This is a genomic window from Streptomyces sp. AM25, from assembly GCF_058146165.1.
The window spans coordinates 190,506-202,541 of record NZ_JBKIWN010000009.1 but is presented as its reverse complement, the minus strand read 5'-3'; the positions used below and the strand labels follow the sequence as shown (position 1 = coordinate 202,541).

13 protein-coding genes are annotated in these 12,036 nt (G+C 71.0%); 9 read left to right on the top strand and 4 right to left on the bottom strand.

Features of this window, described 5'->3' with window-relative positions; genetic code table 11:
* Positions 1-195 precede the first annotated feature (195 nt).
* Positions 196-852, top strand: coding sequence for an HAD-IA family hydrolase (locus tag ACLHRZ_RS13625; protein WP_490418647.1), 657 nt, complete (start codon positions 196-198; stop codon positions 850-852).
* Positions 853-1,024: 172 nt separating this feature from the next.
* Here the strand turns inward: ACLHRZ_RS13625 and ACLHRZ_RS13620 are convergent, their stop codons facing one another.
* Entirely contained in the window at positions 1,025-1,603 is a 579-nt protein-coding gene (locus tag ACLHRZ_RS13620; RefSeq protein WP_490418646.1) for a TMEM165/GDT1 family protein, read from the bottom strand.
* A 353-nt stretch (positions 1,604-1,956) separates the two neighbouring features.
* Between ACLHRZ_RS13620 and ACLHRZ_RS13615 the strand changes: the two genes are divergently transcribed.
* Together ACLHRZ_RS13615 and ACLHRZ_RS13610 are read left to right on the top strand one after the other, a co-directional pair.
* Positions 1,957-2,463, top strand: coding sequence for a DoxX family protein (locus tag ACLHRZ_RS13615; RefSeq protein WP_490418645.1), 507 nt, complete (start codon positions 1,957-1,959; stop codon positions 2,461-2,463).
* Between the two features lie 203 nt (positions 2,464-2,666).
* Positions 2,667-3,305, top strand: coding sequence for a DedA family protein (locus ACLHRZ_RS13610; protein ID WP_490418644.1), 639 nt, complete (start codon positions 2,667-2,669; stop codon positions 3,303-3,305).
* A gap of 104 nt (positions 3,306-3,409) precedes the next feature.
* On the opposite strand, the gene snpA is transcribed toward ACLHRZ_RS13610, so the two are convergent.
* The gene (gene snpA, locus ACLHRZ_RS13605; protein WP_490418643.1) at positions 3,410-4,084 is read right to left on the bottom strand and encodes a snapalysin; all 675 of its coding nucleotides are present in this window, start codon (positions 4,082-4,084) and stop codon (positions 3,410-3,412) included.
* Between the two features lie 228 nt (positions 4,085-4,312).
* On the opposite strand from snpA, the gene ACLHRZ_RS13600 reads away from it, so the two are divergent.
* Entirely contained in the window at positions 4,313-5,284 is a 972-nt protein-coding gene (locus tag ACLHRZ_RS13600) for a LysR family transcriptional regulator (RefSeq protein ID WP_490418642.1), read from the top strand.
* A gap of 200 nt (positions 5,285-5,484) precedes the next feature.
* Positions 5,485-7,041, top strand: coding sequence for an AMP-binding protein (locus ACLHRZ_RS13595; RefSeq protein ID WP_490418641.1), 1,557 nt, complete (start codon positions 5,485-5,487; stop codon positions 7,039-7,041).
* Between the two features lie 62 nt (positions 7,042-7,103).
* Here ACLHRZ_RS13595 and ACLHRZ_RS13590 read toward each other — a convergent pair whose 3' ends face one another.
* Entirely contained in the window at positions 7,104-7,550 is a 447-nt protein-coding gene (locus ACLHRZ_RS13590) for a hypothetical protein (protein WP_490418640.1), read from the bottom strand.
* A gap of 284 nt (positions 7,551-7,834) precedes the next feature.
* Here ACLHRZ_RS13590 and ACLHRZ_RS13585 point away from each other — a divergent pair, with 284 nt between their 5' ends.
* The gene (locus ACLHRZ_RS13585) at positions 7,835-8,644 is read left to right on the top strand and encodes a class I SAM-dependent methyltransferase (protein WP_490418639.1); all 810 of its coding nucleotides are present in this window, start codon (positions 7,835-7,837) and stop codon (positions 8,642-8,644) included.
* Positions 8,645-8,739: 95 nt separating this feature from the next.
* Here the strand turns inward: ACLHRZ_RS13585 and ACLHRZ_RS13580 are convergent, their stop codons facing one another.
* On the bottom strand, positions 8,740-9,063 hold the full coding sequence (locus ACLHRZ_RS13580; protein WP_490418638.1) for a hypothetical protein: 324 nt from the start codon (positions 9,061-9,063) through the stop codon (positions 8,740-8,742).
* A 217-nt stretch (positions 9,064-9,280) separates the two neighbouring features.
* Between ACLHRZ_RS13580 and ACLHRZ_RS13575 the strand changes: the two genes are divergently transcribed.
* The 3 genes from ACLHRZ_RS13575 to ACLHRZ_RS13565 all read left to right on the top strand — a co-directional run bounded on the left by ACLHRZ_RS13575 (position 9,281) and on the right by ACLHRZ_RS13565 (position 11,909).
* Positions 9,281-9,895: an RraA family protein gene (locus ACLHRZ_RS13575; RefSeq protein ID WP_490418637.1), complete on the top strand. Its 615-nt coding sequence runs from the start codon at positions 9,281-9,283 to the stop codon at positions 9,893-9,895.
* Positions 9,896-10,010: 115 nt separating this feature from the next.
* Positions 10,011-10,649, top strand: a complete 639-nt coding sequence (locus tag ACLHRZ_RS13570; RefSeq protein WP_490418636.1) for an HAD family hydrolase — start codon at positions 10,011-10,013, stop codon at positions 10,647-10,649.
* A gap of 75 nt (positions 10,650-10,724) precedes the next feature.
* Complete coding sequence (locus ACLHRZ_RS13565) at positions 10,725-11,909, top strand: helix-turn-helix domain-containing protein (RefSeq protein WP_490418635.1); 1,185 nt, start codon at positions 10,725-10,727, stop codon at positions 11,907-11,909.
* Positions 11,910-12,036 lie beyond the last annotated feature (127 nt).

Sequence of the window (12,036 nt, the reverse complement as noted above, 5' to 3'; positions counted from 1 at the left end):
GGAAGTGCCCGTACGGCCTGCCGGGACACCCGTTCGGGCGGCTCCGGAAAGGGTCCGCGCAGCGGCTGCGACCAGGGGCATTGGCGTTCTTGGCGGTGGTTTTTGTATCTTTGAGAAACAAAGTGGCCCCGCCCGCACTCCCTGACCGGCGGACGGGGCCGCTTGTCTTTTCTCCCGGCGCTCTGGAGTCCTCGGATGACCATCACGCTCACCGCCCGCGCACTGCTGCTGGACATGGACGGGACCATCGTCAACTCCGACGCCGTCGTCGAGCGCTGCTGGCGCCACTGGGCCGGGGAACACGGCCTGGACGCCGACGAGGTCATGAAGGTCGTCCACGGCCGCCAGGGCTACGCGACCATGGCCGTCCTGCTGCCGGACCGCCCCATGGAGCTCAACCACGCCGACAACCGCCGCATGCTGGAGGCCGAGACGGCCGACCTCGACGGCGTCGTGCCGGTGCCGGGCGCGCCCGTCTTCATGGCCTCCCTCGCGGACCTCCCGCACGCCCTGGTCACGTCCGCGGACAGCGGCCTGGCGCGGGCGCGCATGGGGGCGGCGGGCCTGCCGATGCCGGGCGTGCGCGTCACGGCGGAGTCCGTGAGCGCCAGCAAGCCGGATCCGGAGGGGTTCCTGAAGGGGGCCGCGGAGCTGGGCTTCGCGCCCGAGGAGTGCGTGGCGTTCGAGGACTCGGAGGCCGGGATCGCTGCCGCTCGGGCTGCCGGGATGCGGGTTGTCGGCATCGGGCCGCGGGCCGGCGCACACGCGCCGGACGTGGCCGTCGACGACCTCACGCAGGTGCGGGTGTCCGCGGACGCGGACGGGCACATCGTGCTGACGGTGCAGGGCTGACAGCTTCCGTCCGCCCGCTCGGCGGCCCGCGCACAGCGGATCCCCTACGGGGTCCGGGGCCGTCCGAGCGGGTGGGCGGATTTTTTCGTCTGCAGGTCGTGTGTGGCTGGTCGCGCAGTTCCCCGCGCCCCTTCGGTGCGCGATCGCGCACCACACTCCCGGCGGGGACCGCCTACGCCACCGCCTCGTACAGGCTGAAGCCCGCCAGCGCCAGCATCACCAGTGCCGCCACCTTCGTGATCAGCGCCAGCGGCACGTACCGCATCAGCGTCCTGCCGCCCACGATGCCCGCGCCGGCGACCGCCCACAGGCCCAGGGTCGCGCCCACGCCCACCGACACCGGGTCGTCGTAGCGCGCGGCCAGGTTGGCGGTCATGATCTGCGTGAGGTCGCCGAACTCCGCGACCAGGATCAGCATGAAGCCTGCCCCGGACACCTTCCAGAAGGACTGGTCCGCAGGCTTCTTGATCTCCTCTTCGCCGTCGTCCTTCTTGAACAGGAGCACGGCGGCGCCCGCCAGGAAGGCCACCCCGACCACGGCCTGGAGCAGCCGCTGCGGCAGCAGCGTCAGCAGGCTGCCCGCCGCGATGGCCAGGGCCACGTGCACGGCGAAGGCGGCCGCGACGCCCACGAAGACGTACGAGGCGCGGTAGCGCGTACCGAGCATCAGGGACGCCAGGGCGGTCTTGTCGGGAAGTTCGGCCAGGAAGATCACGCCGAAGACCAGCGCGGCGACGGTGAAGCTGAACACAGGAGCGGTTTCCTCGAGTCGGAGGGGTGACGCTGCCGTACCGCACCGACGAGTTCAGGGGTCGCTTCGGCACGGCAGCACCACTGAATGGACACTGCGTTGCCGAAGGTCTCGCTGGCCGGGCCTGCAAGCGCAAGCGATCCGGCCTCCGGGCGCCGGCCGGGCACGAGGCTCGGCAGTATGTCGACGGTCCGGCGAAGAGCTACTCCCCTTCTGCTCCCCTCAGGGTACGCGATGCGCCGTCCGGCGGAGGAAACAAAAAATTAAGAACTTGAACTTGCAAGCACTATTAGGGAGCCCTAACCTGAAGTACTCCTTAGTTTCCCGTCCCCGTCACACGAGGAGCCCCGCACATGCCCCCCACGCCGACCCCCACGACCCCCGCAACCTCCACGACCCCGGCGGCCACCGCTCCCGCCGCCCCCGCGCCCGACTCGCTCGCCGGACGCCTGGACGCGGCCCGCCCGTACGTCCTGTCGCTGTTCCGCATCGTCGTCGGCCTGCTCTTCGCCGTCCACGGCGCCGCCTCGCTCTTCGGCATCCTGGGCGGCGCGGCCGGCACCCAGGGCGGCACGATCGCGGCCGGCACCTGGCCCGGCTGGTACGCGGCCGTCATCCAGCTCGTCGCCGGCGCCCTCGTCCTGCTCGGCACCGGCACCCGCACCGCGGCGCTGATCGCCTCCGGCTCCATGGCCTACGCGTACTTCGACGTCCACCAGAAGGTCGCCCTGTGGCCGATCCAGAACGGCGGCGAGGCGTCCGCGATGTTCTGCTGGGCCTTCCTGCTGCTGGTCTTCACCGGCCCCGGCGCACTCTCCCTGGACCGCCTCTTCGGCCGCTCCGCCCGCAACTCCGCCTGACGACCGCCCCGGCCGGGGCGCGGTGCGCTCAACTGATGTGATGCGCACGACCGATGTGCACCTTCCGGCGCGGGATGCGAAGAACATCACGCGTCCCGCGCTCATCTCCCGGCCGCTTCAGGCGTACGCTGTACGGTTGTGAAGGCCGCCCCTGCCGCTCCCCTGCGACGTCGCGGCGGGGGACCGTACCAGGAGATCAGGACGTGCTGGAGCAGTTGGGGGCCTTGGCCGACACCCCATGGATATACGTGATCGTCGGGCTGTCCGTCCTCCTGGACGTCTTCCTGCCGGTGCTGCCGAGCGGGGTCCTGGTGATCACCGCTGCCACGACCGCCGCGGGCTCCGCCGCCGATGCGGTGGGTGACGCGGCTCACGGGCACGCCGACTTCCCCAACATGTTCGCGCTCGTCGCCTGTGCGGCCACCGCGTCCGTCCTCGGCGACATGGTCGCCTACCGCCTCGCCTGGCGCGGCGGCGACCGCTTCGACCGCGCCATCGCCCGCTCCCGCCGGCTCACGGCCGCCCAGGCCAAGCTGGGCACGGCCCTGTTGCGCGGCGGCGGACCGCTCGTCGTCCTGGCCCGCTTCGCGCCCGCCGGCCGCTCGGTGGTCAGCCTCGGCGCGGGCGTGATGCACCGCAGGGTGACCGAGTTCCTGCCGTGGTCCGCGCTGGCGGGTGTGACCTGGGCCGCATACAGCGTGAGCCTGGGCTACTTCGGCGGCATGTGGCTCGGCGCGTCCTGGCTCGGCACGGCGGTCTCCGTCCTGGCGCTGTTCGCGGCGGGGGCGGGGGCGGTGTACCTGATGAAACGCCCCGAGGAACCGGAAGCCCAGCCGCAGTGACGCGGCGAGGCGACAACGGACAGTGGGCCGACTCCGTCGATCGGAGCCGGCCCACTGCCGTATGCACGCGTACGCGCGCAAGGACTTGCTCAAGGACGGTCAGGTCACCGGACCTTGGTGAACACGTCCCGGTCGAGGGACTTCAGCCCGTTCGCCCAGAGCTGGTTCACGCGGCTGCGCTCGGCGGCGTTCGGGTACGGGTTCGTACAGGACGGGCCGGGGCCGCCGCCGGACATCAGCTCGCTGCACGGGCCCGAGTAGTGGTCCGGCAGACCGAGGACGTGACCGGTCTCGTGCGTGGTGACGCGGGTCGAGTCGTACTGCTGGTTCTGCTGGTAGTCCAGGAAGACGTACCCGCGGCCGTGGCCGTCGGTGCTGGCGTAGGAGCCGCGGGAGTCGTTGCCCTCGTAGTAGCTGAAGTCCGCGTTGCCGCCCGCTCTCAGCTGGACATTGCGGACGGAACTGTTCCAGATCTGCGCGGCGTTGGCTATCTCGTTCCGGAAGCTCGGCGCCTGGCTGGGGTCGTAGGTCACCGTCACGGTGCGCAGGCCGGGCGACGCGGCCTGCTTCGCCTTCGCGGACTTCATCACGGCCTCGAAGAAGGCCTTGTTGTCGGCCTGTTCGCGGGCCGAGCCGACGTACGCGGCCCGCGAGGACCCGGTGGACTTCGCCGGCTGCGCCGACCGGTCCGTGGTCGCCGCCGAGGCGGGCACGGCGGTCATGGCGGCCGCCAGCCCCAGCCCGAGGGCGGCGGACAGCACTGCGGTGGAGCGGTTCATGTGGGGGACTCCATTCGTGCCGAGAACCCCGGGCCGCACGGGGTGGGCCGGCGGCCGGAGTTCAACGGGTGAACGCTTGTTCCCCTTGAGTCTGTGACGTGTTAACGCTGGTGCGGATGATGCCAATTGGGCATAGGGCGGCCCAATCACCTACTCTTCGCGCTCCGTAGTCGCACCACCTCTGTCATGTGTCTGGTGTGACGCACGAGGCGAAGTTATGCTCCCTGCGTGGAGCTTGAGGTCAGGCACCTCCGTGCACTTTGCGCCATCGCCGACACCGGCAGCGTCCGCAAGGCCGCCCTGCAGCTGGGCATGACCCAGCCCTCGCTCACCACGCAGCTCCGCCGCATCGAAGGCTCCGTCGGCGGGCTGCTGTTCACCCGCGAACGGACCGGCAGCCGCCCCACCCCCCTGGGTCACTCCGTCCTCGCCCGCGCCCGCCCGATCGTCGCCGAGATGAGCGCCCTGGTGACCGCCGCCAGGGACGCGGCCCTCGGCATCGGCGGCGTGCGGCTGCGCATCGGCAGCATCGGCAGCCGCGCGGTGACGGGCTGGCTGCACCGCATCCACCGGCGGCTGCCGGAGACGGACACCACGATCCACATCGACGTCTCCTCCGGCGTCCTGCTGCAGTTGCTGGGGACGAACCAGCTCGACGTCGCGCTCGTCCACGAGACGACGGGCTTCCCCCTGCACGTCCCGGCCGGGGTCGAACGCCGCGTGCTCATCGCCTGCGAACCGCGCTTCGTCGCCCTCTCCGCCGGACACCCCGCGGCCGAGCGCCCGGTGGTGCCGCTGGGCGCACTCGCCGACGACGACTGGATCACCGATCCCGCGGCCGACGACGAGGCGACGGCGCTGCGCCGCGCGTTCACGGCCGCGGGCCTGGACCCCCGCATCCTGCACGTCCGCGACGCCACGACGGCGGCGGAGCTGGTCGCCTCCGGCGAGGCGGTGCGCTGCTGCCAGCCGACGGCGGCGCCGGAGGCCGGGACGGTCGTCCGTCCGCTGCTCGGCGACCCGTTGACGGCACAGCTGTATCTGGCGTCGCGGCCGGGTGCGCTGCCGCTGCGCGAACTGGACGCGCTGTTCGGCGACCTGATGGAGGCGTATGCGGCGGCAGCGGAACGGAATGAGACATACCGCTCATGGCTGCGGGAGCAGGGAGGCGGCCTGCTCCCGCTGCCGACGGGCCGATAGCGCGGGCCGGGCCGGCAGCGGGGTCCGACAGCGGAGCCGATAGCGGGTCAGCTGGCGGGGAGCCGTCGGAGGGCCGTCAGGACCGTCGTATTTCCGACGAGTTTCCGGGGCTTTCGCGACAAGTTACGCACCAAGGTTGCTCAACCCGAAACAATCACGACAGTCTGGTTGCCTAGAGCAACCTCACTGGAGGATCCGCAATGCCCAGCACGAGCTCCGGCGGGGACACCGCGCCGGCCTTCCGCACCTACGTCGAGGAGAACCTGGACGCCCTCGGCTCCGACCCGGGCCGCGAGGCCCTGATCCACGGGGACCGGCGCGTAGCCGCGGGCGACGTCCGCGACCTCGTCTACCGCATGACCCGAGCCCTCCAGGGCCAGGGACTGCGCCGTGGGCACACGGTCACCCTGCTGAGCGGCAACCTGCCCGAGATCATCGCCGCACGCTACGCGGCCAATCTGCTCGGCTGCAAGGTCAACCACCTCTACAACAAACTGTCCGCCGACGTCCAGGCCACCATCGTCCGCGACGTCGAGACGCACGCCCTGATCGTCGACCCGCGCCTGGCCGCGCGCGCCGCCGAGGTCACGGCCCTGGCCCCGGTCAAGTCCGTGCTCGCCCTCGGCCCTTCGGACGTGGGCACCGACCTGCTGGAGCTGGCCGCCGGCGAGTCCGCCGAGCCGTTCCCCAACCAGGCGCGCCCCGACGACCTGTGCACCATCCGGCACACCGGCGGCACGACCGGCCACCCCAAGGGCATCTGCAGCGTCTTCGGGCAGAACCCGTTCCGGGCGATCGAGCACGACGCCGACGTCCGCCTGCTCGTCTGCACCACCCTCGCCCACGCCGCCGGGCACATGGCCGACGCCACCCTGCGCGAGGGCGGCGTCGTCGTGCTGCTGGAGGACTTCGACCCCGCGCCCGTCCTCGCCGCCATCGAGCGCGAGCGCATCACGGACCTCTTCCTGCTGCCGCCGCTGCTGTACCAGCTGATGGACCACCCGGACGCGGCCCACACCGACACCTCCAGCCTCCGCTGCATCGCCTACGGCGGCTGCCAGTCCTCCCCCGCCCGCATCGCCGACGCGGTGCGCCGCTTCGGCCCCGTCCTGCTGCAGTTCTACGGGCAGAACGAGGCCGGCGGCATCAGCATCCTCACCTCCGAGGACCACGACCTCGACCACCCGCGCCACCTGCAGCGCCTGCGCTCCGCGGGCAAGCCGCTGGAGGGCGTCGAGATCGCGATCCGCGCCGAGGACGGCCGCGACCTGCCCGTCGGCGAGCACGGCGAGATATGCATCCGCTCGGAGCGGCTGATGCAGGGCTACTGGAAGCAGCCGGAGCTGACCGCCGAGGTGCTGCGGAACGGCTGGCTGCACACCGGCGACATCGGGTTCATCGACGAGGAGGGCTACGTCACCGTCGTCGACCGCCTCAAGGACATGATCGTCGTGGTCGGCGGCCACGTGTACACCAGCGAACTGGAGGACGTCCTCAACTCCCACCCGGAGGTGCTCCAGAGCGCGGTCTTCGGCGTCCGCGACGCCGACCGGATGGAGCAGGTCCACGCGGTCGTCATCCCGGTGCCGGGCAGCGGTGTCGACGCGGAGCAGCTGCGCGCGTTCGTCCGCGAGGAGCGGGGCACGATGTACGAGCCCGCGAGCATCGTCTTCACGGAGGCGCTGCCGCTGACGGACGCGGGCAAGCCGGACAAGAAGCGGCTGCGGCAGGAGGCGGAGGCGGCGGCTTCCGCCTGAGGGCTGCGGCACGCGGTTGCCCGCCGGCCGGGACGGCCGGCGGGCAATTGCTGCTTGCTCGGCTAGTCCCCGTCGACGGGACGGATGAACTCGAGCGTCCAGGTCTCCTGGAACTCGGGCTTCGGCGGCACCAGTTCGATCTGCGAGCCGCGGAATCCCGCGCGCAGGGCGAGGCCCTTGTCCGACAGGATCTTGACCCCGCCGAGGACCGTCTCGAACGTGAACTTCGCCCATTCCTCGCGCGGAACGCTGTTCACCCAGAGCTTGTCCTCGGCGATGACGAGCCCGGCCCGGTCCTGCATGACAAGGCGTATCACGTACGGAGAACCGGGAATGGGCTCGGCCGGCTCGATGGCCCACTCCTGCTCGAACGGGAGCGGGTTGGGGCGGTCGGCGATGATGGGTGCACCGTACTTGACCGCGTGCTCCGTGGCCGTGATCAGGGCGCCGGGGCCGATGATGTGAGCGTGGATCCGGTAGATACCGGGCTTTACCGGGATGGGAGGCATGCGCGCGACTTCCTCTCACTCGGTTCCGCCGACGGCGGGACGCCGCCGGCCCACGCATCACCATCACGGCTGCGCCCGGCGCGGTGAAGGGCCGGATGCCGCCAAACTCCAGGACGGCGCGGACTGCTCGTCCGCAAGTGCGAATCGGGTGCACGGGGGTGCGCGTTCGCCCGCGCGGGTGTAAGTGCGCCGGCGCCGCGCCCCCGTGGGCCACGCCCTGACACGCCCCGAGCAGGCCCTGAGTGGGCTCTGAGTGGGCCCTGAGTACGCCCTAAGGTGCCCTCATGACCGAGGAGTCGACACCGCAGAGCGAACAGCAGCGCCGCAGCCGCAGTTTCGGCGAGGTGGCCAAGGCGTACGACGCCGCGCGCCTCCCCTACCCGGACCAACTGATCGACGACGTCCTGGCGTTCGCCGGCCCGCAGGGAGTTCCCGCCCTGGAGGTCGGCGCCGGAACCGGCAAGGCCGCGTTGGCCTTCGCCACCCGCGGCGTGCCGCTGACGTGCATCGAGCCCGACCCGCGGATGGCGGAACTGCTGTCGCGCAAGTGCGCGGAGGCGGCGGTGACGGTGACCGTGACGGCCGGCGAGTTCGAGACCTGGCACCCGGACCGCCGCTACGGCCTCCTGTACGCCGCCCAGGCCTGGCACTGGATCGACCCCGGGGTCCGCTGGGCGCGGGCCGGGGAGGCGCTGCGCCCCGGCGGGACGATCGCCCTGTTCTGGACGGACTGGCACGTGCTGGACGCGGCCCTCCGGGACGACCTGTCCGCGGCCCACGGGCGGCAGTTCACGGAGACCTTCCCGGACGAATTCGTCAACTCCCGCACGGACGGCCCCGACTCCTGGGTCCTGCAGGAACTGCGGGCCGACGGCGGCTTCGTGGACGTGGAGCAGCGGAACTACACGGCCGAGCACGCCCGCTCGACCGCCGGCTTCCTGGACCTGCTGTCGTCCCACTCCGCGTACCGCATCATGCCGGCCGGGAAACGGGAGGCGCTGTTCGCGGAGGTGGGGCCGCTGGTGGACGGGCGGGGCGGGACGGTGCGGCTGGGCGCGACCACGCGCCTGTTCCTGGCGCGGACGAGGGGCTGAGCGAGCCGGAAGGGGCGCTTCCGCTGACGCAAACCTCGACGCCGCACCGCCGAAAGCGAAGGTTTGCGTCAGCGGAACATCCGGCGTCCGGCACCTCAGCGCCTGGTCCGGTAGGTCACCCTGTCGATGCCGGTCGCGTAGGGGCACTCGGCCTTGTTGTACTCCCAGCGCCAGCCGCTGACGGAGGTGCTGCCGTCACGGCAATGGGCGGTGGTCTGTACGTAGACCCGCATCCCCGCACACTTCGCATGGCCCCGGCCCGCGTGCCCGGGGCCGGCGTTGTCGGTCCACGTGATGCAGCCCCGCACGGCCGGTCCGGCCGGCGCGGCCACGGCCGGAGCGACGGACGCGGCGCCGAGGGCCAGTGAGGCGATGCCGATGGCGAGCAGCTTCGTTCGGTTGGGTATTCGGTTGGACATTTCGCTCCCCCAATCGAGGTGTTCAGTGTTCAGAGTTCAGAGTGTCCGGAGCAGCCATGCTCGCGGCCCGGGCCGCGTACCGGCATCCCGTGGAGGGTTGAACCGCGCCTCAACCGGCGGCGGTATACGGGGGTATACGGGGTTCGAGTGAACGGCCGGGCCTGGCGGCGGCCCGGGCCGCCCGGTTACCGTGCGCGGGCACCGGAAGGGACGAAACATGACCGGCTTCGAGGACATCCCCCCGACCACCCTCGCCGACCTCCTCGGCCGCGGGCAGGTCATGGACACCGGCATACGCCCGCTGTGGCCGTCGACACCACGCGTCGCCGGACCGGCGTTCACCGTGCGGTGCCCTCGCGGCGACAACCTCATGCTGCACGCGGCCATCCACCGCGCGGAGCCCGGCTCGGTGATCGTCGTCGAGTCCGGGGACATGGACCACGCCCTGGCCGGGGGCAACGTCTGCGCCGTCGCACAGCGCCGGGGCATCGCGGCCTTCGTGGCCGACGGGGTGATCCGCGACCTCGCGGAGGTACGGGCGATGGGCTTCCCCGTCTTCGCCAGGGGCGTCATCCCGATCCCGGGCACGAAGACGGCCGTGGAGCCGTTCAACGTGCCGGTGCAGTGCGGCGGGGTGCGGGTGCACGCCGGGGACGTGGTGGTGGCGGACGAGGAAGGCGTCGTGGCCGTTCCCCGCGACCGCCGGGAGCAGGTACTCCGGGACGCCCGGACGAAGTTGGCGAAGGAGGCCGCCGAATCCCTCGACATGTGGGAGGCGGCGCACCGCGCCCGTATCGACGACATCCTGCGCGCGAACGGCTTCGAGGGCTGAGTTCCAGCTGAATTCACCTGTCGCAGGCGTGGCTCTGTACGAGATGCATTCGGAGAGCTACGGCTACAACGGAGTGAGCCAGCTGGAATTCCGGCGTCAGCCGTAGGCTGGCCGCATGATCGAGGCAGTGGTTTTCGACGTCGGCGAGACCCTCGTCAAGGACGACCGCGGGTGGGGGACCTGGGCGGACTGGCTCGGCATTCCCCGCCACACTCTCTCTGCCCTCGTCGGAGCGGTCGTCGCGCAGGGCCGGGACAATGCGGACGCCCTCCGTCTGGCACGGCCTGGCATCGACATCGGCGCCGAATACCGAGCCCGTGAAACCGCCGGCTGCGGCGAGCGGCTGGAGGAGACCGACCTCTACCCGGACGTGAGGCCTGCGCTGTCCGCACTGCAACAAGCCGGATTCCACGTCGTCGTCGCCGGAAACCAGACTGCCCGTGCGGGGCAACTGCTCGGTGAACTGGGCCTGCCTGTCGACGCGATCGCGACTTCCGCGGAATGGGGAGTCGCCAAACCCGACCCCCGTTTCTTCACCAACGTGGTCGCCCTCGCGGGTACGGCTCCCCACCGCGCCGTTTACGTCGGGGACCACCCCCAGAACGACATCACACCGGCGGCAGCGGCAGGCCTCCGCACCGCACACCTCAGGCGCGGACCCTATGGCCACCTCTGGGCCGATGCCCCCGAGGCGCGGGCCGCCGACTGGCGGATCACCACGCTCACGGATCTACCGGCGCTGCTCGCGTCATAGCCGACGGCATGAACTGCCCTGCTGCGCCTTGGACGGGACAGTACCGTTCGAAGTGACGCCTCGGACGGAGCATGCATGTCGGTACCAGCGCACCAAGAGGTAGGGCGCCGCATCGCCTACCAGCGCCGCATCGCACACCTCACTCAGCAGCAACTGGCCACTGCTGCCTGTGTCTCCCTCGGTACCATCCGCAAACTCGAGCGCGGTGAACGCGGCGCCGGTGACGTTGTACTCGAAGCCATCGCCGCCGCACTCGACGTCGACCCGACCAAGCTTCTCCCGCAACGGGACCGCGCAGACGACCGCGTGCATCAGGCCATGCCTACGCTGTCGGCAGTCCTCGCGACTCACGACATGCCGCCCGACGGCCCTGTCCGCGCTCTCCCGGATCTCCAAAAGGCCGTCGGTCAAGCCATCCAATGGCGCCTGGGCGCACAGTACGTGCGCATCAGCCGCCATCTCCCGCCGCTCCTCGGCGAACTCTCCAGGGCACTCCACTCGGCACCGGCCACCGAGAAACTGCAAGTTGCCCAACTCCTCGTCGCCGCCTACCGGGCCGCCGACTCGGTCGCCTACAAATACGGCGCCCGCGACCTGTCCGCCCGTCTGATCGAGCTCATGCGCTGGGCAGCCCGTCACACCGACGATCCGCTCCTTGATGCCTCCGTTGCCTATGTCCGTACCGAGACCTACTTCGCCGCCAAAGCCCACGAAACCGGCCTGCGAACCCTGGTCGAAGCACTGGAGGCCACTCCAGTCCCAACCAGTAGGGCGATCATTGCCGCCAGGGGCGCACTGCACATGCGAGCCGCCGTCATTGCCGGCCGTGCAGGCGACGCTGCAGCCGCAGACACACACCTCATCGAAGCCCGGAGGCTCGGGGATCTCGTCCCCGAAGGCATCTACCAGGGAACGGCGTTCGGGCCGTCCTCCGTGCGCATCCACGAGGTCTCGGTCGCGGTCAGCCTCGGCAACGACCATCTCGGACGGGCCCTCACGCTCGCGCAGGAATGGGCGCCACCGCAGGACCTGCCGGCCGAACGCCGGTCCGGCTTCTACATCGAGATCGCCCGCGCCCAGCTCTGGTCCGGACGCCCTGACGACGCCTTCGAATCGCTGCAGGCCGCCCGCCGCATTGCGCCCCAGCACACTCGGGAACACAGATGGGTCCGCCAGGACGCAGCCACCTTGCGCCGCCTCAAGCGTGCCGACGCCGGCCCCCTGAGCGCTTTCGCCGAGTGGTGCAACGCCCTCGGCTGATCTCCACCACCCCTGTCAGGGGTACTTCCTGCCTCCACCGCCGACCACCATCGCTGTGCCAACGCACACCGATCAGGCGGGAAGACAAACATGACGTCCCCGAACACCCCCACAGACCCTGCGTTCT